At 54.0% G+C, this 20,386-nt stretch carries 26 protein-coding genes; all 26 read left to right on the top strand.

What is annotated here, in order from left to right; all coding sequences use genetic code 11:
- Position 1 precedes the first annotated feature (1 nt).
- Positions 2–289 (top strand): hypothetical protein, encoded by a 288-nt coding sequence (locus SK47_RS22190; protein WP_047716240.1) that lies wholly within the window; start codon positions 2–4, stop codon positions 287–289.
- Between the two features lie 45 nt (positions 290–334).
- On the top strand, positions 335–721 hold the full coding sequence (locus SK47_RS22185; protein WP_047732199.1) for a hypothetical protein: 387 nt from the start codon (positions 335–337) through the stop codon (positions 719–721).
- Between the two features lie 247 nt (positions 722–968).
- Positions 969–1,523, top strand: a complete 555-nt coding sequence (traV, locus tag SK47_RS22180; protein ID WP_047716243.1) for a type IV conjugative transfer system lipoprotein TraV — start codon at positions 969–971, stop codon at positions 1,521–1,523.
- Complete coding sequence (locus SK47_RS22175; RefSeq protein ID WP_047716244.1) at positions 1,520–1,705, top strand: hypothetical protein; 186 nt, start codon at positions 1,520–1,522, stop codon at positions 1,703–1,705. Before traV ends, SK47_RS22175 begins: the two co-directional genes overlap by 4 nt.
- On the top strand, positions 1,702–4,311 hold the full coding sequence (gene traC / locus SK47_RS22170; RefSeq protein ID WP_047716245.1) for a type IV secretion system protein TraC: 2,610 nt from the start codon (positions 1,702–1,704) through the stop codon (positions 4,309–4,311). The genes SK47_RS22175 and traC overlap by 4 nt, the downstream gene beginning before the upstream one ends.
- Positions 4,308–4,724, top strand: a complete 417-nt coding sequence (gene trbI / locus SK47_RS22165; RefSeq protein ID WP_047353130.1) for a type-F conjugative transfer system protein TrbI — start codon at positions 4,308–4,310, stop codon at positions 4,722–4,724. Before traC ends, trbI begins: the two co-directional genes overlap by 4 nt.
- The gene (traW, locus tag SK47_RS22160) at positions 4,721–5,356 is read left to right on the top strand and encodes a type-F conjugative transfer system protein TraW (RefSeq protein ID WP_047353131.1); all 636 of its coding nucleotides are present in this window, start codon (positions 4,721–4,723) and stop codon (positions 5,354–5,356) included. The genes trbI and traW overlap by 4 nt, the downstream gene beginning before the upstream one ends.
- Positions 5,353–5,745, top strand: a complete 393-nt coding sequence (locus SK47_RS22155) for a hypothetical protein (protein ID WP_045898018.1) — start codon at positions 5,353–5,355, stop codon at positions 5,743–5,745. The genes traW and SK47_RS22155 overlap by 4 nt, the downstream gene beginning before the upstream one ends.
- On the top strand, positions 5,736–6,014 hold the full coding sequence (locus tag SK47_RS22150; protein ID WP_047716247.1) for a hypothetical protein: 279 nt from the start codon (positions 5,736–5,738) through the stop codon (positions 6,012–6,014). Before SK47_RS22155 ends, SK47_RS22150 begins: the two co-directional genes overlap by 10 nt.
- Positions 6,005–6,550 carry a hypothetical protein gene (locus tag SK47_RS22145; RefSeq protein WP_174570161.1) on the top strand — a complete coding sequence of 182 codons (546 nt, stop codon included), beginning with the start codon at positions 6,005–6,007 and terminating at the stop codon, positions 6,548–6,550. The genes SK47_RS22150 and SK47_RS22145 overlap by 10 nt, the downstream gene beginning before the upstream one ends.
- Before the next feature lie 103 nt (positions 6,551–6,653).
- Positions 6,654–6,875: a hypothetical protein gene (locus tag SK47_RS22140; RefSeq protein WP_015572104.1), complete on the top strand. Its 222-nt coding sequence runs from the start codon at positions 6,654–6,656 to the stop codon at positions 6,873–6,875.
- A gap of 55 nt (positions 6,876–6,930) precedes the next feature.
- Positions 6,931–7,254: a hypothetical protein gene (locus SK47_RS22135; protein WP_048245155.1), complete on the top strand. Its 324-nt coding sequence runs from the start codon at positions 6,931–6,933 to the stop codon at positions 7,252–7,254.
- Complete coding sequence (gene traU / locus SK47_RS22130) at positions 7,251–8,246, top strand: conjugal transfer pilus assembly protein TraU (RefSeq protein ID WP_047353135.1); 996 nt, start codon at positions 7,251–7,253, stop codon at positions 8,244–8,246. Before SK47_RS22135 ends, traU begins: the two co-directional genes overlap by 4 nt.
- 10 nt (positions 8,247–8,256) lie before the next feature.
- Positions 8,257–8,880: a type-F conjugative transfer system pilin assembly protein TrbC gene (gene trbC / locus SK47_RS22125; protein WP_047716248.1), complete on the top strand. Its 624-nt coding sequence runs from the start codon at positions 8,257–8,259 to the stop codon at positions 8,878–8,880.
- Positions 8,877–10,712 carry a type-F conjugative transfer system mating-pair stabilization protein TraN gene (gene traN, locus SK47_RS22120; RefSeq protein ID WP_047716249.1) on the top strand — a complete coding sequence of 612 codons (1,836 nt, stop codon included), beginning with the start codon at positions 8,877–8,879 and terminating at the stop codon, positions 10,710–10,712. The genes trbC and traN overlap by 4 nt, the downstream gene beginning before the upstream one ends.
- Entirely contained in the window at positions 10,709–11,491 is a 783-nt protein-coding gene (gene traF / locus SK47_RS22115) for a type-F conjugative transfer system pilin assembly protein TraF (RefSeq protein WP_045898040.1), read from the top strand. Before traN ends, traF begins: the two co-directional genes overlap by 4 nt.
- A 9-nt stretch (positions 11,492–11,500) precedes the next feature.
- Positions 11,501–11,989, top strand: coding sequence for a hypothetical protein (locus SK47_RS22110; RefSeq protein ID WP_047716252.1), 489 nt, complete (start codon positions 11,501–11,503; stop codon positions 11,987–11,989).
- On the top strand, positions 11,986–12,204 hold the full coding sequence (locus tag SK47_RS22105) for a hypothetical protein (RefSeq protein ID WP_047353139.1): 219 nt from the start codon (positions 11,986–11,988) through the stop codon (positions 12,202–12,204). Before SK47_RS22110 ends, SK47_RS22105 begins: the two co-directional genes overlap by 4 nt.
- Positions 12,194–12,799, top strand: a complete 606-nt coding sequence (gene trbB, locus SK47_RS22100; RefSeq protein WP_047716253.1) for an F-type conjugal transfer protein TrbB — start codon at positions 12,194–12,196, stop codon at positions 12,797–12,799. The genes SK47_RS22105 and trbB overlap by 11 nt, the downstream gene beginning before the upstream one ends.
- Before the next feature lie 17 nt (positions 12,800–12,816).
- Entirely contained in the window at positions 12,817–13,080 is a 264-nt protein-coding gene (locus SK47_RS22095) for a hypothetical protein (protein WP_045898049.1), read from the top strand.
- Positions 13,077–14,441 carry a conjugal transfer pilus assembly protein TraH gene (gene traH, locus SK47_RS22090; RefSeq protein ID WP_045898051.1) on the top strand — a complete coding sequence of 455 codons (1,365 nt, stop codon included), beginning with the start codon at positions 13,077–13,079 and terminating at the stop codon, positions 14,439–14,441. Before SK47_RS22095 ends, traH begins: the two co-directional genes overlap by 4 nt.
- Positions 14,441–17,845: a conjugal transfer mating-pair stabilization protein TraG gene (traG, locus tag SK47_RS22085; RefSeq protein WP_047353141.1), complete on the top strand. Its 3,405-nt coding sequence runs from the start codon at positions 14,441–14,443 to the stop codon at positions 17,843–17,845. The genes traH and traG overlap by 1 nt, the downstream gene beginning before the upstream one ends.
- A gap of 1 nt (position 17,846) precedes the next feature.
- Complete coding sequence (locus tag SK47_RS22080; protein ID WP_047716256.1) at positions 17,847–18,536, top strand: M48 family metalloprotease; 690 nt, start codon at positions 17,847–17,849, stop codon at positions 18,534–18,536.
- A 148-nt stretch (positions 18,537–18,684) separates the two neighbouring features.
- Positions 18,685–19,416 (top strand): conjugal transfer complement resistance protein TraT, encoded by a 732-nt coding sequence (gene traT / locus SK47_RS22075; RefSeq protein WP_047353142.1) that lies wholly within the window; start codon positions 18,685–18,687, stop codon positions 19,414–19,416.
- Between the two features lie 46 nt (positions 19,417–19,462).
- Positions 19,463–19,792 (top strand): hypothetical protein, encoded by a 330-nt coding sequence (locus SK47_RS24040; protein ID WP_126530071.1) that lies wholly within the window; start codon positions 19,463–19,465, stop codon positions 19,790–19,792.
- Between the two features lie 248 nt (positions 19,793–20,040).
- Positions 20,041–20,352: a hypothetical protein gene (locus SK47_RS22070; protein ID WP_045898064.1), complete on the top strand. Its 312-nt coding sequence runs from the start codon at positions 20,041–20,043 to the stop codon at positions 20,350–20,352.
- Positions 20,353–20,386: the final 34 nt, after the last annotated feature.

Raw genomic sequence — 20,386 nt, 5'->3', positions numbered from 1 at the left:
GATGGCGGCACAAAGAACATCGCGGGAGGGGGTGTCCGACCGCAAAACAAAGGATGTGAACGTAAGCAAAAAAAGGAAGCTGGCCGACCGGTTGTACGGAGCATTTCTGCTCTTATGCATGGTAGCCGTGGTAAGCCTTTTTTTCTACGGACAAAGCCATAACAGCATGTGGAGCATCGTTGCATTTGGTACAGGCGGTATTTTGTGGTGTATCGCACCTGAGTATTACAACAGACCTGACATCGACAGCAAAAAGGCGTCGGAAGGAGAAGGCGACGGTATGGCCTGAAGAGAAAGCTGACCCGAAGTTTCTGCACAACAACCGGGAGGGGAAATGAAACGTAATACCGCAATCCTGTTTATGGCGCTCTCACTGGCATTACCAGGTGTGGTGAATGCCAGTGCAGCAGCGGTGATTTTTAACCAGACAGCCGCTACTGCCAAAAAAGAGATGGAGGATTCAATACAGCTTGAATCTGTGGAACGTGAAGCAATGACCCAGTCGGATGCCTGGAAAGCATATCAGCAGGTGTTATCAGCCGTACCCCAGAACGCCCCCACCGTTCTGGAAAATTGTTACCGCAGTCTGGCCGTGTCACTGGTGCTTAAGGCCGCCATGAATTGTTCTCCCGAAGCGCTAAAACTTGTTGAGCGGAACGATGTGATTGAGTTTCGTGTACTCCGGTCATCGCTGATATCAGCCTGCATAACCGCTAAATAAGGAAGCCGGAATGCGTGATAAAGAGCGTAATAACAGTCTGCTCATCACTTTTTTCCTGTAATTCATTTCACCGGAGTGATTATGTCTGCAATCAGAACACGTTCTTCATTGCTAAAAAGCCTGCACGACTATCGTTATATCCTCATTCCTGCACTGGTTTTCACTGTGCTTCAGTGCAACTGCAAATAATGGAAACTGAGTATTACCCCTCCCTGAAGACCCCCTGAACTAAAACCGGAGTTATCCCATGAAAAAACTACTGGGTGCTGCACTGCTGTGCAGTGCACTGACCGGCTGCGCCGGTCTCAATTCAGATTTTGACTGTAACAAGACTGCCACCGACCAGTGTCTGACGACCGGTGAGGCCAACAGGCTGGCCGCACAGGGTAAAAGCCTGGATGACCTGACGGCCGATAAAGCCGCAAAAAAGCCTGCGGGTGAAACCCTGCCGGCACTGCGAAATCAGGCTCCGGTCGTGAATCCGTTCCGGCCTGTCTCCGTCGCAGCAACCGGAACGACCACCGCCAGGCCGGTTGCGTCTCGTCCTGTTACTACTGCCCCGGCGGGGACGTCTGATTCTCTGGTGACGCCTCTGGCTTCTGCCAGTCATGCAACGCCAGTTGCAGTCAACACAGCGGGTCACGTCCCCGCTCAGCGTATTCCTGATGCGACGCAGCGCCTGTGGATTGCGCCCTGGGTGGACACTGACGACAACTTTCATCAGCCGGCTGTGGTCGAGTTCGTAAAAAACAAATCCCACTGGGATGAGAGCTACCGCGTTATCGGGGAGGGCGGAGAATGATCGGATTCAGTAACGATCCATCGCTGGCTGAACTTAGCATGATGGCCGAAGGAAAAATGCTGAGTAATTCCACATACAGAATGGAGCTGAACGCTGATGTACCGGTGAGCGTCAGTCTCACCGAGGAGGCTCGTCAGCGTCGTCTCGAACTGATCCGGGAAGCAGCGGAGGGCCGAAAATGAGTTTTGTCGACAGCCTGATGGATATGCTGAAAAACGGCGGGCAGGAAGACGGTGCTGCCACGGCACGAAATAACCTCTCCCAGACATGGGACTATCCGTCCCTGGTTGCTGCGTTGCCGTACCGGTACTACGACGATACAAATGAAATTTTCGTCAATGCCGGCTCTGCGGGTTTCATGATGGAAGCTGCTCCGTTACCCGGTGCGAACGAACAGGTCATGGCCGCGCTGGACGACATGCTGCGCAAAAAGCTGCCCCGAAAAACGCCGGTGACTGTCATTCTCCTTGCCAGCAAGTGCGTCGGTGAGCGTATCGATCGCGGCGTGAGTAATGACATGTGGAAAGGCGGGATGGCCGATCATCTCAATAAAATCACTCGCGCGTTCTGGCAGCGCTCTGCGTTGCACGGTCTGGCCAACGAACGCGAATACCCGCTCTATCTGCGCAACTACCGTATCTTTCTTGTCTATGGTCAGCCGTTGAAACGCGCCTCCCAGACGCAGCGGGTGATTGATGACCTGATTCAGATACGCAACACCATCCGCGTATCCCTGGGGGCCGCACGTATCGACAGCATGAACGTCGATGTGAATGGTTTCCTGTCTGCGGTACGAGAGCAGATGAATTACCGTCAGGAGCAGGTGCTGACCTCTTCCGGGGACTACAACGAAGACGAGAAGCTCAACCGCCAGGTAGTTGACCCGGGTATTGACCTTAAGGTGCATCCGTCTCATATCCGGATGGAACTGCCGGAGACCTTCGATACGGGAGGGACGCGAATGCCGGCATCGTCATGTCGCATCATCAATATGCAGCTCAGCAAAAATCCGCGTCGTTTTGCGCTCTGGCAGGGGGCTGACAACCTCCAGAATCTGCGGTTTCCCGACCTCGGTATTCCCTGCCCGTTTATGCTGACCTGGACTACCGAGCTGGAGGAGCAGACCAAAAGCCAGAGTGAGGCGTTCCGTAAAGACCAGGACCTGTCAAAAAAAGCCAACTCGGCCTACGCGGCTCTTTTCCCCAATACCAAGAAAGCGGCGGAAGAATGGCGGCGTACTCGTGAACAGCTGAGCAGTAACGAAATTGCGCTCTGTAATACCTATTTCAACCTGACCCTGTTTGCGCCTGACAATAATACCGACGCGCAGGCCTGCGAACTGGCTGCCGTGAACGTATTTCGCAAAAATGAGCTGGAGATGGTGACGGTGCATTACCAGCAGATGCGTAACTGGCTGGCAGGCTTCCCGTTTGTTATGCAGGAAGGGATGTGGGAAGACCTGAAGATGACAGGCGCAACGCTGCGCGCCAAATCATGGAACGCGGTGAGCCTGATGCCGGTCGTGGCTGAACGCCAGCTGTCCAACGTGGGTATGCCGCTGCCGACATACCGCAACCAGGTGGCATTTTTCGACATGTTTGGTGAGGAGAACGGCAGTACCAACTTTAACATCGCCGTGACCGGCACTTCAGGCGCGGGAAAATCCTTCCTGACGCAGGGTATTCTGCGTGACGTGCTGAATGCCGGGGGGTACGCCTGGGTAATCGACATGGGTGACAGTTACAAGAACTACTGTCATCAGGCCGGTGGGGTTTATCTTGACGGCGCGAAGCTGCGCTTTAACCCGTTCGCCAACGTCAAAGACATCAACCATTCTGCGGAAGGTATTGTGCGTCTGCTGACGGTGCTGGCAAGCCCGACCCAGCCGCTGGACGGTGTCTGCGAAGCGATTCTGCAAAAAGCGGTGATGGATGCGTGGGAGAAAAAAGGAAACAAAGCCCGTATCGATGACGTCCATAACTACCTGACCAATGAGGACATCAATCAGGCATTTGCAGACAAACCGACCATCATCGCTCGCCTCGCTGAGCTGGCCATGCTGCTCGATACCTACTGCACCTGGGGGCCGGACGGTGAATACTTCAACGCTGACAACCCGACGCTCGATGGTGACACCCGCTTCGCGGTGCTGGAGCTGCTGAGCCTGGAAGACAAGCCGAAGTTACTTTCGTCCATCCTGTTTTCACTCATCCTGGCGATTCAGGAAAAGATGTACCACAGCCCGCGCGACCTCAAAAAGGTCTGCATCATCGACGAGGCCTGGCGCCTGTTGGGTGGTTCTAACCCGCACGCGGCACGGTTTATCGAAACTGGCTACCGCACCGTGCGTCGTCACCGTGGCGCGTTCATCACCATCACCCAGGGTATCAAGGACTTCAGCGCCAGTAAGGAAGCAGAAGCGGCCTGGAACAACAGCTCCACCAAAATCACCCTGTTGCAGGATGCGAAGGCGTTTAAACAGTACCTTGCCGATAACCCGGATCAGTTCTCGGACATGGAAAAAGAAGTTATACGTGGCTTCCAGCCTGCGCTACAGACCGGCTACAGCTCCCTGCTGATAAGTGCCGGTGAATACAGCTCCTTCCACCGTCTGTTCGTCGATCCCGTGACACGCGCCATGTTCAGCTCGCGTGGTGAAGACTTTGCCTTCATGCAGAAATTGCAGAGAGAGGCCGGGGCCACTGCGGAAGAAGCGGCGTATCTGCTGGCGGAGAAGAAATTCGGCAGTGAGCTTCGTGAACTTGAGGAATGGGTGAAAGCGGCATGAGTGAACAACAGGACAAGCCATATGACGGTGACTCCGTCCGCGATGGCGTAACGATGGTGGGATGGTTGACCTCCCGAAGCATGAAATTAGCAACCCTTGTGCTTGTCTCCCAGATGATTATGACGGGGATAACATGGCTTTACATGAAATCCACTGAGCCGGAGATCGTCGTCTTCGATATGAAGGGGACAGTCGACCTGTTCATGCAGCAGTCCGCCCAGTTGCAGCTCGATGAAGACAAGGCCAGGGTGCTGACAACGCGTTTCAATTCCGCGCTGTCAGACAGTCTCGGTGAATGGCAGGCCTCACATAACGCCATCATTCTGGTGAAACCGGCGGTGATGAGCGACCAGCGGGATATCACGAATGAGATCCGTGCCGACATTGCGCGCCGCACTCAGGGGGGCCAGTGAAAAGACGACTAAAGCTGATGGGGATGTTGCTGATGATGCTCTCCGCCGGCAGCGGGGCGAAAGATCTCGGTACCTGGGGTAACGTTTTTGAACCAACCGAGCAGGACATGCTGGCGTTCATCCAGAATCGCCTGAAAGGAATGGAGCAGACGGGCGAACTTGACCGCCTGCGCAGGGAGGCAACGGACAGGGTGAAGGAGCATGCGGTTCGTCCGACGCCGGTGGAAGGCCTCACAAAAGCGAAGGAATACCGCAGCTTTGCCTGGGACCCGACATTTACTGTGAAGGAGACGATCACTGACATGCAGGGCAACGTGATCGCCCGTAAGGGCGACACGGTCAATCCTCTGGATAAGGTGCCTTTCAGTCAGGTGCTCTTTTTCATCGATGGCGATGATGAAGAGCAGGTGAACTGGACCCGGCAGCAGCTTGCCGGCCAGACGAACCTGAAGGTGATCCTGGTGAACGGCAACATTAAGGAAACCAGCGATGCGCTGAACGAACGTATCTACTTCGACCAGGCAGGCGTACTGACGCGTAAATTTGGTTTTGAGCACGTCCCCGCGCGTATCTCACGCGACGGCCGCGTGATGAAAGTAGAAGAAATTCCGGTTTCAGGAGCAAAAAAATGAGCGCAACCACATTAGGAGAGTTGTTTCCACACCTGCGGCAGGCCATTACTCCGCATCGCCGCTATGCTAAACAACCCCGTAAAGCCTCAGTTGTTACATCCCGAATGGGGACGGCAGAGCGGCTCAAAACGTTGTATCCGGAGCTGGATTCCTGGCATCCGGTGCTGGTCACTAAAGCCTGGCTTCACTGGTGCGATCAGCATCAGCAGGAAGCCCGGGAGCCGTCGAAACGAGATGAACGTTTCCCGGATTACATCATTCACCTCTTACTGGAGAATATGCGGGCCGAGGACAGCGCGAAACGTAAAAAGGGTCAGACGCTGTCACTTTCCGAACGTCTCGACAGGTTATTTGCGGGGGAAGGGCAGGAGAGCACCGAATGTCACTAAGACACGATGCAGTGGTGCCGGGAATGCCTCACCGCATGACTGGCTACAATGCTGAAACCAAAGGCTGCGACGAAGATGTGAATCGCCTCTGTCAGCTGTACCCTGAAATTGCATCATGGCAACCGGAGCTGATTGCCGGTGCCTGGCGTCAGTGGTGCGTGGAGAACCAGCTTCAGCCGATAGCGCCGGAAAAACGTGATGAGGCGTTTCCCTTCTACCTCGTCAGGCTTATCCGCAACAGAATGGAGGAGATGAACGCATGGCGCTAATCAGCTGCTTCACCGGTCCGGAGGGGCTACAGGGGGTACTTACCTGTTTGCGCGACACTGAAGGCCTGACCGGTATTCTTGTCGTGGTTGGGTTGCTCACTGGCTGGCTTGTTGTTCAGTACCTGGCAGGTGCCCGGCGTGAGCGCCGGGCGTGGGAGAGTCGACCGGGAATGCCCGTTCCGCCGGCCCACTTTGGCAGTGCCTGGCATGCCGATGTGGTTCACGCCTCTGCCAACCGGGAGTATTACCAGATTATGCTGGCCGAACTGGAAAAAGCCGTGACTGACGCGGGCTATGAGCTGACGCGTGATGGATCACAGCGCGTGACGTTGCCAGAGGCAGACCGGCAGAAAATCAGCCGCAGGGTTTTCCGGGCTCGTCAGCTGGATATGACGCCGAGAGTGACTGAGCAGATGATGAAAGACAGTGAAGACGCAGCGGTGAACGATGGCTATGCCGGCAGGTGGCTCACTGTGCTTATTCGCGGAAGTGAAAGCGCTGGGTGGTACATCACAAAGCCACAAACGACCCATTAATTCAACCGCGCTGACCTTCAGGATGTTCGGTGCTCACTGCGTTGCGCTCCGCCTCAGCCTGAATGTCTTCCCGGTTTCCGATTAACCCCGACCAGGTAACGCCATGAAAAAAGACCCTGATACTGAAAAGGGCCGGAATGTCACCATCTCGTCAGTACGTCACGATGAGGGTTCGGCCCGACAGCTGGATGAAATCCTCAACGATAACCCGCTGTACAAACCTTCGCACGTGCTGCGCGGAGCCATTCTTGCCCTGTACGAAATGAGCCAGGAACAACGTCTGGCCATCATCATGAAAGCGGCTGATAAAGCCAAAAACCACTGACCATATCTTAAGCCCTCCCGCCGTCCGGTGGTTGCGGCACGCCCGGAGATATCCCATGACTCACCCTGATCCTGTCAGGCCGGTGACGGTTACCCGTGACCGCAACGGCTTCTGGACGCACCCACGCTATTTTACCCCCGCCAGTGATGAGGCCGGGCAGTCAGAATTCGGCGACTGGATGCGTCTGCACAACCTGACCTGTGCCACCCGCTGGATGGAAAATGATGCGCCTCCGCAGGTGATCGCCGCCTGGGAAAATGGCGTAGCCGACATCAGCGACTGGCAGCCCTCGGCGCCAGCGGGTGAAGGCTGGTTCATTGGCTCCATTCATGACACTGATGACGGCCCGGTTTGTGCCTGGCTGCGGGAGGTGAAATGAAGCGTCTTTCATGGCTTGCTGGCCTGATGCTTGTTTTCATGTCCTGGTCGCCGGTTCAGGCCACTGCTGCCAGCAACGCAGGCGACGGGCGCTGGGTGAATCCCATCACTGACGTCTGCTGGAAATGCCTGTTTCCGATGACGCTCGGTAATATCCAGCTGGCTTCCGGTCCTCAGAAAGACACAACCAACCCGTCCTCGCCTATCCAGATTTGTCCGGTGGGTATTCTGTATCGCATCGGGCTGGCCATCGGGTTCTGGGAGCCGATGGCGATGGTGGATGTGACACGTGAGCCGGGGGTGATGGTCAACATGGGCGGCTTTAAGATCGACCTGGGGCGTACTGGCACAGGCACAGCCGGGCAGAGTGACAGGCCCGCCGCCGGCGCGTTCTACCATGTTCACTGGTACAAATACCCGTTGATTTTCTGGCTTAACATCATCACCAGCCTGGGATGTCTGCAGACCGGAGACATGGACATTGCCTATCTGTCTGAGGTCGATCCTCTCTGGAATGACAGCACGCTCTCGATGCTGATTAACCCCGAAGCGGCACTCTTCGGTAACCTGGTTGCCCAGGGCGCATGCGCGGCTGATGCCGCCGCCGCGTCAGCTGGCCTGCCGTTGTCACCGCTGTTCTGGTGTGCGGGAAGTCAGGGGTCAATGTACCCGCTGACGGGCTATACCAGTGGTGAATTTTCCCCGCTGGAGGCCTCATTGCTCGTCGGTGAGCGTATGGCCTTTAAGATGCACCGTGAAGGACTGGTCTGGAACTCCATCGGCGCGGATACCGCCGTCTGCAACCAGTATCCTTCACCCATCATTCCCAAGGAACGGTGGCGGTACCAGATGGTGAACATGTACCCCGAAACGAACAACTGCCACCCTTTCGGTGCCAGTACGCAGTTGTGGGGCACCACACACAACTCACCTTCATCGAAAAAGAACTTCGGCTACCTCTTCTGGCGCAAACGTAACTGCGTCTTCCTTTAAGGACATGACAATGAAAAACGCTTATCTCCGGGCGCTGACGTTCAGCGTCATGGTTGCTTTCGCACCAATGGTCGTGGCGAGCGCCCAGACTGATATCTCCGTCACTGACCATAGCTGGATCAAAAGCCAGCAGGACGCACTGGCGGCTATGAAGGACGATCTGCAAAGCCAGTCTGCCGGTTCATACGTGTTACCGCAGGCGCAGCAGGATCTTATTACCCGACTACAGGGAAATATAGTGGCTCAGACCACCACGATGGGGGAAAAAGACACCTTCCAGGCGATTTACTTTGTAAGCCTCGGCATACCTCGCGAAGGCCTGCTGCCGATGCTGAAGGAGGCCCGCCGTTACAACATACCGCCAACGCTGCGTGGCCTCGTCAATAACGACATGCGCCAGACTGCGGCAGCTATGTTTGAGCTGAGTAAGGAGGACAGGGACGCCGGCGTGCAAATCGATCCGACGCTGTTCACTCAGTACAACATCACCACGGTACCTGCCCTGGTGGTGACCTGTCCTGGCCACCATGACGTTATCCGGGGAAGCCTGCCCCTGAAACAGGCCCTTGAGAAAGTGGCTGAAAGCGGCGAGTGCGCGGCAACGGCACGCCATCTCCTGGAGGCCGCCCAATGATAAAAATGCTTTCAACTGCGCTGTTGCTGTTCCCGCTTTTCGCTGTCGCCGCTGATCCTGCCTTTGAGGCGGGTGCGAGTTTTGGTAAGGGGAACGCTGCCGCAGGAACCGGTGCTCTGAAAAATCCCGGCGCGGTCACCGGAGCGATACCGGGCTATACCGCGAACCCACCGGAAAAGGGGTATTACGGTGGTGTAAACGGGGGCGATGGCGGTCTGGCGGGAAAAGGACAGGCTGCCCTGCAGGGAAATGACGCGGCACAGTCGGTGATCAGTTCCGGCACCAAAAATCCGACCCCAACGATTGATCCGAATGCGCCCTTTATCACTATTGGTAAAAATGCGGAGGGTACGGCTGACGGGATCATGGATGGCAGCAGCCAGCAGTGTAAAGAGACGACGGTTTCAAAATCGACCTTTGAGAATTTTACCTGCGACCGGGATGTGGCCGTGATCCAGACGTGCGGAAGAACAGCCAGTATCACCGGACATTATGAGGATAATTACAGCTACAGGACTATTACCATTGATTCAGACAATCTGGACGTCAGTAGCCCTGAAGTAACGTATACCATGCCGGAAGGGACAGTCTATTCGGCAAAGATGAGCTATACGTTCAGAAAGGACTTAGCGTTCAGCAACGATATCTGGTACCTGAACATCACAACACTCGGCAGGCTGATGACGATGTACGAAACGTCTGGTTCGTATGAGTTGTCACCGGGGAAGAGTTTCTCCGAAGGAGAGGCACTGACAATTACGATTAACAACAAACAGAATATACCCGAAAGAGTCGTGAACGTCTGGAAAGACGGGAAAAGAAATCAAATGTACCATTTCGTCATCACCATCGTTTACCGTACCGGTACAAAGGTATGGGTTCCACAGACGACCTGGACTGAAAGTTGTGGTTTTGACAAAAAATCGGCCCTGTCCAGCGCAGGCAGTATCTGTACCGAACCAGGCGGCACGCGTACCATCACTGTCGACGGGAAGGAGTACAGCCAGACAAACAGTTGCTGGGCATATTCAGATTCCTATGTGACGGGGACCAGTTCTCGCGGGAACTGCGGTTCGCTGATGGATAATCCCGCCTGCACGCTCTCTTCCCATTCCTGTACAACAACTGAGTCGGGCATCTGTACCCATCAGTCAGAAACGTATCAGTGTCAGAAAACCTGGTCATCCAGTGGTCTGGTCTGCGGCGGGGAGTATATCTGTAAGTCCGGCGCCTGCGATGAGACGAACGGTACCGGTGATAACGGGTTTGATACGGCTGTGGCCAAACTCGCGGGTCTGGCCTCTGCGGCAGAAGATGTCAGGGATCAGAACAGCACTATAGATGTCAGGGCCTTCACGGGTAAAGCCATGAGCTGCCGTAAGGCGTTTGCCGGCTTCTCCAACTGCTGCAAGGATTCTGGCTGGGGACAGGACACAGGTCTTGCCGCCTGTAACGATGATGAACTGGCTCTCGGTAAGGCCAAAGCCAAGAAAATCACCGTCAGTGTGGGAGAGCGCTGTGACCATAAGGTCCTGGGGGCCTGTATCCAGAAGAGTAAAGTGTACTGTGTTTTCGACGGCAAACTTGCCCGTATCATTCAGGAGCAGGGGCGTCGTGATCAACTGGGCGTGAAGTTCGGCAGCGGCGACAGCCCGGACTGCCGGGGCATTACGGTACCGGAGTTGCAGAGTATCGACTTCGATAAAATCAACTTCTCGGATTTCTATGAGGATTTGATGAAGAACCAGAAAATCCCGGATACCAGTGCGCAGGTTCAGCAGATTAAGGATCGCATCGCAGCGCAGGTGAACCAGCAGGGAGGTGGCAAATGAAGCGTGCCCTCTGTGGCCTGCTTATGGCGCTGGCGAGCCATACGGCACTGGGCGAGGAGATTGTGACGCCGGCAGAGCCGTTCACCGGCTGGTCCTGGTACAACGAACCGAAAAAGCCCCCTGAGCAGCCCCGAAAACCGCAGCAGCCAGCACCGCAAGCCATCCCGGATCTCAGCAAAATGTCCCCGATGGAGCAGGCCAGGGTGCTGAAAGGGTATACACAGGAGGCGCTTAACCGCGCCATCCTGTACCCCTCGCGGGAAAATACGGCGACGTTCCTGCGCTGGCAGAAGTTCTGGACGGACCGGGCATCGATGTTCAGCCAGTCCTTTGCGGCAGCGCAGCTGAGCCATCCTGACCTCGATTACAACCTTGAATACCCGCACTACAACAGCATGGCGCCGTTTACTCAGACACGTGATCAGCAGACCCGGCAGAATGCGGTGGAACAACTGGCGCAGCACTACGGCCTGTTTTACTTCTACCGGGGCAGCGACCCGATCGACGTGCAGATGGCGGGGGTGGTGGCTGACTTCGCGAAAACCAACGGGATTTCGCTTATCCCGGTCTCGGTCGACGGCCAGGTGGCACCAGGCCTGCCGCAGAGTCGTCCGGATACCGGTCAGTCCCGCTCGATGAACATCACACATTTCCCGGCGCTTTTCCTGGTTGATCCCCGCAACCAGAACTACCGTGCCCTGTCCTACGGCTTCATGACACAGGATGACCTGTCAAAGCGATTCCTGAATGTGGCCACCGGTTTTAAACCCAATTCCTGAGAGTCTTTTATGACAAAAATACTTTTCACCCTCATCCGTGATGCAGGGCGGTTTTCCCTGTACGCCCTTGTCCTCGGCCCGGCCCTGGTGCTGTATGTCCTGGTGATGTTAGCGGCGTATGATGGCTCACTGTCCCGTCAGTTCCTGACGACCTTTCATGACCTGACTGACGGCGTACCTGCCGGCAATGTGATGGCGTGTGTTAATGAACACGAGATGGTCAGTCGCTTTTCACCGCCAGAGCCCGGAGAGAAGTTAAAGCCCGCTCCTGCGTTAGAGAAAGCCCCTCCTGAAGTGTTGTGTCAGCGTGGCTACGTGGACAGCGATTCATGGGCGCGTTCTGTGGATGCAACGTTGAGAAACTTCTGGGGGATGGCGGTAATGTTTGGTGCCGGATTGTGGTTTGTTTCCCGTCGTCTCTCTCTTGCTGCCCAAAAGCGTATTTCACCAGACACACATTCGGTTCTGGTACGGAAGAACAGGGAGACACAGGAATGAAACCAGCTATTCTCGCAGGACTGATTTTCTGGGGCACGATGGCACGCGTACTGAGCGAACTGATGACCTGGTCCGTGGAGCATACACAGCAGGGGCTGCTGTGGCTGTGCAATGGTATGTGGGCCGGTGCCGCCGGCATGGTGGTGTATGCCGGCTACCGCTGGTTCAGGTTTGAGAGAGGGCAAACGCACAAGGAGGTCGACCGTGAACATTAAAACCGGGTTCACTTTGCTGCTGTTGTCCCTGCCTCTGCTGACACATGCCGGGGTACGCGAAGAACTGATGGCGCTTGAGGCAGCAAAGTCCGCCCCACCTTCTGCTGCTGCGGCCATCACCGCTTCTCCTGTTCCGGCACCGTCCAGCCTGATGGCATTGCCGGATGGACGAAGGGCAAACATGAAAGATTATGCCGTGGTGCTCTTTATGCAGGCTCACTGTGAATTCAGCGCAAAGTTCGATCCGCTGCTGAAGGGCTGGGCTGATGAGCATGCAATTAAGGTCTATCCGTACACCCTGGACGGTGGCGGCGATGTCTCCTTTCCGACGCCGATGGTACCGCGCAAGAGCGATCTTAGATCGCCCATTGCAGACGAGATTGTGACCTTCTTCGGAAACGGTCTGCCGATTGCAACACCGACGGCTTTTGTGGTCAACGTCAACACCCTGAAAGCGTATCCGCTGACCCAGGGCGTGATGGATATTCCCGCACTTGAAAGCCGTATGGCCAGCCTGATTCAGGCGGATATGGATAACGTCGATCCGAAAGCGCTGCCGCCCATGCTTGCAAGTACGCAGGTCACCCCTCAGTAATACAACCGGACTACAAAATGACTACAAATTCGTATGCGCTCTCGCGTACCGAACGCGTGTGGCTGTTATTCAGCGTAACGCTGCTCGTGTCCGCTGCATTCTATGGCGGGCTGGCCTGTCGGGTGGTCAGCGTCATGAACCGCCCTGAGCTGACGACCTGCCTGCTGGACTTTCCGGTACTTCTTCTCATCTCGCTGAGTATCGGTTTTTTTTCCATCGCCGCCGGGCTTTACGTATGCCGTCAGAGCCTGGTACGGAAACGCAGGGAGGAAATTGCATGATCAAGGCACTTATAACCGCTGGCCTGGTCTTTTTCGCAGGCCTGGCTGCGCTGCCGGCTCAGGCCGATGTCAACGGTGACCTGAACGGCTTCTTTGGAAAACTGGGCTACAGCGGCAACGTCTCCCAGGCGCAGGCCTGGCAGGGGCAGGCGGCCGGGTATTTTTCCGGCGGCTCGGTCTACCTGCGAAACCCCGTCAAAAACGTCCAGCTGATCTCGATGCAGCTGCCGTCCCTGAACGCCGGCTGCGGTGGTATCGATGCCTACCTGGGGTCATTCAGCATGATCAGCGGTGAGGAAATTCAGCGGTTCGTGAAGCAAATCATGAGCAACGCCGCTGGCTATGCCTTCGATCTGGCTCTACAGACGATGGTCCCGGAGCTGAAACAGGCAAAAGACTTTCTTCAGAAGCTGGCCAGTGATGTTAACTCCATGAACATGAGTTCATGTCAGGCTGCGCAGGGCATTATCGGCGGATTGTGGCCGGTGACGCAGGTGTCGCAGCAGAAAATCTGTCAGGACATTGCCGGTGAAACCAATATGTTTGCCGACTGGGCTGCATCCCGTCAGGGCTGCACTGTCGGAGGTCAGGGGGATAAGGTCACGGCCAGGGCAGGGGATGCAGAAAAAGACCAGGTGCTGAAAAACAAAAACCTTATCTGGGACACGCTCAGTAAGAACGGGCTGCTCGCTAATGATCGCGCGCTGAAGGAGCTGGTAATGAGTACCGTCGGCTCCATCATCTTCAATAAAACCGGAGGCGTGACAATCCTGACACCACTGGTCGATAACCGCGATCTGATCAAAGTTCTGATGCGGGGGGGAACGGCGAAGGTCTATGGGTGCGATGAGGCAACACTCTGTCTTGGGCCTGTCGTCACTAACCTGACGATTACTGAGTCCAGCGCTCTGGTCACACTGGTCAAAAATCTGATGATTTCCATGCAGAACAAACTTGTCGATGACAAACCGCTGACCGATCAGGAAAAAGGCTTCGTGAACACCACGTCCGTACCGGTACTGAAATACCTGACCAACGCCCAGAGTATGGGCATGAGCGCGACGTATCTGCTTCAGGTTTCCGACTTTATTGCCCAGGACCTGATGATCCAGTACCTCCAGGAGCTTGTGAAGCAGGCAAGCCTGTCACTGGCCGGCAAGAACTTCCCCGAAGAAGCCGCCGCCAAACTGCGTGACAACGTCATTCACGCTCAGGGACTGCTGGCCGACATGAAATTACAGTCAGCGGCAGACCAGAATGCGCTGGACGGTATCGACCGCAACATGCAGTACCTGCAACAGCAGGTGTCCACCATCGTTTCAGGTTCTTATCAGAGCAACTATCACTGGGGTGATCGCTGATGCTTGAGATATACACTATCTATGGCGGGGGGATGTGGAAAACGGCGCTGGACGCCGTTGTCACCCTTGTCGGTCAGAATACTTTCCACACTTTACTGCGCATTGCCGGCACCTTCGGGGTGCTGGCCGTGTTGTTTACTTTCATTAAACAACGCAACCCGATGGTTTTCGTTCAGTGGCTGGCCATCTTTATGGTCATCACATCCATCCTGCTGGTACCGAAACGTTCCGTACAAATCATTGACCTTTCCGATCCGGCAGCAGTGTGGAAAACGGATAATGTACCGGTCGGGCTGGCAGCCATCGCGTCGCTGACGACCAGTATCGGGTACAAGATGGCGTCAGTGTACGACATGCTGATGGCCAGACCCGACTCGGTGACCTACAGCAAAACCGGGATGCTGTTCGGTTCGCAGATTGTGGCGGAAACCAGCGACTTCTCCACGCAGAATCCGGAGCTGGCACAGATGCTGCCGGACTATGTGGAAAACTGTGTGATCGGCGATATTCTGCTGAACGGGAAATATACGATTAACCAGTTACTGAACTCCACCGATCCGCTCACGCTGATAACCAGTAATCCCAGTCCGCTGCGTGGCATTTTTAAAATGACCTCGACCACTCGCCAGTTCCTGACCTGTCAGCAGGCCGCAACAGAGATTAAATCCCTGGCGAATACCGATGTGAACCCGGGTAGTGCAACGTTCACCTGGCTGACGCGTAAAGTCTTTGGCAACAAACTGAACGGTGCAGCCTTACTGTCTAACGCGATGGGGGAGAGTTACGGTTACTTCTACTCCGGTGGCATGACAGCCGCGCAGATCATGAAGAATAACATTACCAACAGCGCAGTCCGGCAGGGGATAAAAGGGTTTGCGGCGCGCTCATCCGATACCGCCAACCTGCTGAACCTGGCCACAGAGAACGCGGCAACGAAACAACGCCTGAGCTGGGCAGCAGGTAACGAACTGGCCACCCGTACACTGCCGTTTGCGCAGTCCCTGCTGATGCTGATTCTGGTGTGCCTGTTCCCGCTTATGATTGCGCTGGCCGCATCGAACCATACCCTCTTCGGTCTTAACACGCTGAAGATTTATGTCTGCGGTTTTATTTACTTCCAGATGTGGCCGGTGATGTTCGCGATTCTGAACTATGCCTCAAACTACTGGCTACAGAGCCAGACCGGAGGCACGCCCCTGGTTCTGGCCAACAAGGATATTGTTGCGCTGCAACATTCTGATGTGGCGAATCTGGCAGGCTACCTGGCACTGTCCATTCCGGTGCTCTCGTTCTATCTGACCAGAGGGGCGGCGGCAATTGGCTCTCAGGTTACCGGCAGCATACTCAGTTCAGGTGCATTCACCTCTGCCGGTGTGGCAGCGACCACTGCGGACGGAAACTGGTCGTTTAACAACATGTCGATGGACAATGTCAGCCAGAACAAGATGGACACGAACCTGGTGCAGCGCCAGGGGCAGCAGACGTGGCAGGCGGATAATGGTTCAACCCAGACCCAGACGGCCGGTGGCCACACGGTTATCGACGGTTCCGGTGCAATGTCTAATCTGCCGGTGAACATGAAGCTCAGCCAGCTGGCAAGCAGTGGTTTCCAGGAGTCAGCCCGTCAGTCGCAGGTTCAGGCGCAGACGGCGCTCGATGGCTACAACCACAGCGTCACCAGTGGCTGGTCACAGCTCTCCCAGCTGTCTAACCAGACCGGTACCAGTGACAGCCTGATCAGAGGCAGTGAAAACAGCCAGGCCACTAATGCGACGCGCGGCGCCAGCATGATGATGTCGGCTGCTGAAAGCTATGCGAAAGCTAACAATATCTCGACGCAGGAAGCCTATAACAATCTGATGGATATCAGTAATCAGGGGTCTGTATCAGCAGGTATTAAAGGGACAGCCGGAGGGGGACTTAATCTGGGCGTTGTTAAGTTTGGTGCTGAAGGAAGTGTTTCTGGCGATTTGCGGCATTCGACGGGCAGTTCAAGAGGAATTCAGAATTCAGATTCCCATTCGCAAGATATGCGACATGATCAGAACAGCCAGGCCGTTAATGACTTCCGCCAGGGCATGGATATGGTCAAAAGTAGCCGAATCACTGATGGCGCGAATCATTCCGAGAATGCTGCAAGCAGCAATGTTCAGCAGCTGGCCGCAACGCTTAATGATGCTGAGAGCCAGTACCATCAGTACACCACCAGTTCGACGCAGAGTAGCGAGTTCAGCAGGATGGCCACTGTTGCGCAGAACCAGAGTGCAAGCCTCGATACAAACTATACGCAGGAGTTTGTGGACTGGGCGGCTAATAAATACGGTGATAAGGCTCAGTCCATGCTGACAAGTGCGCCATCGGCGCGCGAAGCAGCGATGGAGTTCGTTAATGAGCGTCTCAAACCTGAAATCATGGGGGATTATCAGCAGGGCCGTTCAGATCTTACCAGCGGTCAGGAGCATGCAGCATTCAGTGGTGAGCACGTGGTTCAGCCAGCCCTCGGCAGTCAGCAAGGATCAGGCCCGGCAAGTAATGATGGAGGTATACGTTACAGCCCTGTCGAGAGTGGCTCTTATAATTCGAACGACACGGGGAACCACCATACAGACGGAGCGTCTCAGGTGACGGAATATGCGGGCACTTACGGTGGACAGGTTTCATCTGGGGGGGGGAGCGTGTCTGTGAGAACAGGCGGTTCTGTTTCGGGTAGCCATGAGTCATCATTGTTAGCGCAAAATCAAACAGACAGTGAGAACTTAGCCGGTCAACGGGAAATCAGCCATAACGAAGTACATTCTGGCTACGGCAGACAGGAACAAAGCTCCCAAATCCAGTCAGGCACTCACAGAAGCGAACAGGATAGCCTCTCCATTAAATCCAGTGATCATGATACCGGAAGACATTCGACTGAAAGGCAACGCTCTGACTCCAGCGCTGGGATGCAGCAGGAATTACGCCAATCCGGGACCTTACGGGAACAAGGGGGAGCAGCAGGCCACAGGAACGAAATGAGCCATAGCCCTGCAACCATGAATGTTGAGGAGCAGCGGGTTCAGGGTAATGCTATGCAGGCGTCTTTCAAAGAAAACCAGGCAAAACTGCATGAACAGTCAGGTCAGGGTTTTGGTCCACAAAATGATATCCAGCGACGTGTAGCGGAACAAAGATCTGAAAATGAGCATAAAATCAACGAATCTGCTGGGGTAATTGATAAAAAACAATCCACTGTTCAGGCATCCAGTGATATCCTGAAAGGAGAAAACTTAATCGGTCAAGGGCGATTCAAGCTTGGTCGTGCTGAAGCTGAACTGGATCAATCAAGTAAACTCAATCCGTTTAATGATCTCCAACCAGATGAGCTGCAACAGAGAGTGGCAGAATTAAGGAAGAAAACTGGAGGATAAAATGACCAAAAAGGTAAGTGCTTATTGTTGTTTCATTCCAATCGGCATTTATGCAGCTTATTCTTTAAGCCTGCAATTACTTTTTGACGTGCCATTTATGGCTAAGAGCATGCTCTTATCAGTAATCCCCAGCGCCATCTATATTTTCTGCTTTTGGTCGTTACGAAGCAGCAAAAGAGGGATGAATCTAAAAGCGACTCTCCTGTTTAACACGCTGCTTGCAGTCTTACTAACTTTCTTGGTGGAATTTGTAGGAAATGATACCGAAAGTGCTTTAATAGCAGGCATAGCTGTTCACTCGCTGATAGCTTTCATCTTTGTAGGGGTAGTCTTACGGCCTATTACTTACAAGGATAATACCCTTCTTAAGGATGAAGATGATGGCCGGGTATATGTTATCCGGAATGGGAGAGCTCATGTGTTGACAGATAATGAAGCTCAGCTCATAAGCACTACTGACAACAAAATTATCAGTTTTTCAGGCAGTCAAATAGGTATCCAGGATGGTGGCATAACCAATATTCCTTTGAATACTTCCTTCAACGATTCGTTTAGCAACGGAATACCTGTGAACCCTGCGTCAGGAATGCCAATGGTTGGTGGCATCTCTGGCCTGGATATACACGGAAACAGTTGGGGAACAAACTTCAACGAACCTTCAAATACGTATGACCCTAACCGGGGATACTGAAAGTAAGGGGGCAATGGCCCCCTTAATTATTGTAGTAATCAAAGCTAAATCATCTTTTTAAACTAAATTACCTTTCAAATCAGCCGATAACGTCTCTGTTAGCTATATCACGCTAACGGGGACGTTTTTCTATGCACAGGAAGAATTCATGAAATTAAAACAATTAGCCGTTGTAGGTCTGATCGCTTCTACTCTTGCACTGTCAGGTTGTGGTGCCATGTCCACCGCGGTGAAGAAGCGTAATCTAGATGTCAAAACTCAGATGAGTGAGACCATCTGGCTGGAGCCATCATCCGAGAAGACTGTTTATTTGCAGATCCGTAATACTTCCGACAAGGACATGTCTGGGCTACAGGCACAAATTACAAATGAACTGGCCGCGAAAGGCTACCGCGTCTCCAGCTCTCCGGACACCGCCTACTACTGGATTCAGGCAAACGTGCTGAAAGCCGAAAAAATGGATTTGCGTGATGCTCAGGGCTTCCTCAAAACAGGTTATGAAGGAGCAGCCATGGGCGCAGCTCTGGGAGCAGGCATCACCGCGTACAACTCCAGTTCAGCAGGTGCGACACTGGGTGTAGGGCTGGCCACGGGACTGATTGGTATGGCTGCCGATGCAATGGTTGAAGACGTCAACTATACGATGGTAACCGACCTGCAAATCTCCGAGCGTAGCAAAGCGACCGTTACTACCGACAACATTGCTGCCCTGAAACAGGGTACTTCAGGCGTGAAGGTTCAGACCAGCTCAGAGCAGGGCAACCGCGCCAAATACCAGACCCGTGTGGTATCTAATGCCAACAAGGTAAACCTCAAGTTCGAAGAGGCGAAACCTGTCCTGGAAGCACAGCTGGCGAAATCCATCGCTGGCATCATGTAATTATTGAGCTGAAAAAACGCTCTTACACCTAAGGTTAGGAATAGATATGAAAAAAGTTGGAATTGTATGTTTGACATTGATTATGGCTGCTCTCGTGGGCTGTTCTTCTCAATCATCCCAGGAAGAACCAGAAATGGCAGCAGCACGTCAGTGTTCTGATCAAGTAATTGTCACTTCCAAAAATAAAACTGGTACGACAAAATTAACTTCAATCCTTAAAGACGAAGCCACTATTGTGCGAGTAGGTGATTCCTCACAGGAGACACATCAGCTTAAAGGTTTCCCTTATGTTGAGTCTACCTCACTTGATAATGATAAACCCGGGTCAGCATGGCGCAGTTGCATGAAGGTGAAAGGGTTTACGGTTGGTGGTTGAGTCGCCTGCAACAATAGTGAGCTAACAGCTCGTTATCATTCAAACCGCACTGAAAAGATATCCCACACCTCAGTGCGGTAATTAGTACCTCTCCTTTCTAACTGACACCAGACCGAGTTCACTTCGAGCAGAGTGCGTCGGTGCTTTCTGTTAGCCCCCTGAAATGACGCTTCCTCGCATGGCTGCGCCAGGCACAGCCCTGTCTGCGGCGAGCGTTGCGTCCTTAATTTCAAAGGAGTTCGTCCATCATGATGCATCAGATAAATGAACGTGCAGATTACTCAGCTGAATTTTGGTCGCTTATCCATCTGGAAAGCGAGCTGATGGCAGCAAGGGCCTGGATGAATGTATTTGGTTCACTTCCTGAGGGGCAGGGTATGACCATTGTTGCTTTCTGGGCTGGCTATGAATTTACCCTTTATGATCTGGAACCCCGGGAGTGGCATTCAGCGGTTTATAAGGATGTGGCCTCGTCAGTCCGTTCTGTGGCTGCATACATTAATAACCAGGACTGGGAGGACGGATGTCAGCAGGCCAGGTATGAACTGAGTCAGATGTAATAACCCGACGATTTACCCCACGCGATACCACATT

This window comes from Enterobacter sp. BWH52 (genome assembly GCF_001037565.1).
In the GTDB taxonomy this organism is placed as follows: Bacteria; Pseudomonadota; Gammaproteobacteria; order Enterobacterales; family Enterobacteriaceae; genus Enterobacter; species Enterobacter hormaechei_C.
Note: the sequence above shows the minus strand (reverse complement) of the source record. Positions and strands in the feature narration are given on the sequence as shown.

Coding starts and splice junctions, on each gene's coding strand:
- SK47_RS22190 (WP_047716240.1), top strand. CDS start 2: ATGGCGGCACAAAGAACATCGCGGGAGGGGGTGTCCGACCGCAAAACA.
- SK47_RS22185 (WP_047732199.1), top strand. CDS start 335: ATGAAACGTAATACCGCAATCCTGTTTATGGCGCTCTCACTGGCATTA.
- traV (WP_047716243.1), top strand. CDS start 969: ATGAAAAAACTACTGGGTGCTGCACTGCTGTGCAGTGCACTGACCGGC.
- SK47_RS22175 (WP_047716244.1), top strand. CDS start 1,520: ATGATCGGATTCAGTAACGATCCATCGCTGGCTGAACTTAGCATGATG.
- traC (WP_047716245.1), top strand. CDS start 1,702: ATGAGTTTTGTCGACAGCCTGATGGATATGCTGAAAAACGGCGGGCAG.
- trbI (WP_047353130.1), top strand. CDS start 4,308: ATGAGTGAACAACAGGACAAGCCATATGACGGTGACTCCGTCCGCGAT.
- SK47_RS22155 (WP_045898018.1), top strand. CDS start 5,353: ATGAGCGCAACCACATTAGGAGAGTTGTTTCCACACCTGCGGCAGGCC.
- SK47_RS22150 (WP_047716247.1), top strand. CDS start 5,736: ATGTCACTAAGACACGATGCAGTGGTGCCGGGAATGCCTCACCGCATG.
- SK47_RS22145 (WP_174570161.1), top strand. CDS start 6,005: ATGGCGCTAATCAGCTGCTTCACCGGTCCGGAGGGGCTACAGGGGGTA.
- SK47_RS22140 (WP_015572104.1), top strand. CDS start 6,654: ATGAAAAAAGACCCTGATACTGAAAAGGGCCGGAATGTCACCATCTCG.
- SK47_RS22135 (WP_048245155.1), top strand. CDS start 6,931: ATGACTCACCCTGATCCTGTCAGGCCGGTGACGGTTACCCGTGACCGC.
- traU (WP_047353135.1), top strand. CDS start 7,251: ATGAAGCGTCTTTCATGGCTTGCTGGCCTGATGCTTGTTTTCATGTCC.
- trbC (WP_047716248.1), top strand. CDS start 8,257: ATGAAAAACGCTTATCTCCGGGCGCTGACGTTCAGCGTCATGGTTGCT.
- traN (WP_047716249.1), top strand. CDS start 8,877: ATGATAAAAATGCTTTCAACTGCGCTGTTGCTGTTCCCGCTTTTCGCT.
- traF (WP_045898040.1), top strand. CDS start 10,709: ATGAAGCGTGCCCTCTGTGGCCTGCTTATGGCGCTGGCGAGCCATACG.
- SK47_RS22110 (WP_047716252.1), top strand. CDS start 11,501: ATGACAAAAATACTTTTCACCCTCATCCGTGATGCAGGGCGGTTTTCC.
- SK47_RS22105 (WP_047353139.1), top strand. CDS start 11,986: ATGAAACCAGCTATTCTCGCAGGACTGATTTTCTGGGGCACGATGGCA.
- SK47_RS22095 (WP_045898049.1), top strand. CDS start 12,817: ATGACTACAAATTCGTATGCGCTCTCGCGTACCGAACGCGTGTGGCTG.
- traH (WP_045898051.1), top strand. CDS start 13,077: ATGATCAAGGCACTTATAACCGCTGGCCTGGTCTTTTTCGCAGGCCTG.
- traG (WP_047353141.1), top strand. CDS start 14,441: ATGCTTGAGATATACACTATCTATGGCGGGGGGATGTGGAAAACGGCG.
- SK47_RS22080 (WP_047716256.1), top strand. CDS start 17,847: ATGACCAAAAAGGTAAGTGCTTATTGTTGTTTCATTCCAATCGGCATT.
- traT (WP_047353142.1), top strand. CDS start 18,685: ATGAAATTAAAACAATTAGCCGTTGTAGGTCTGATCGCTTCTACTCTT.
- SK47_RS24040 (WP_126530071.1), top strand. CDS start 19,463: ATGAAAAAAGTTGGAATTGTATGTTTGACATTGATTATGGCTGCTCTC.
- SK47_RS22070 (WP_045898064.1), top strand. CDS start 20,041: ATGATGCATCAGATAAATGAACGTGCAGATTACTCAGCTGAATTTTGG.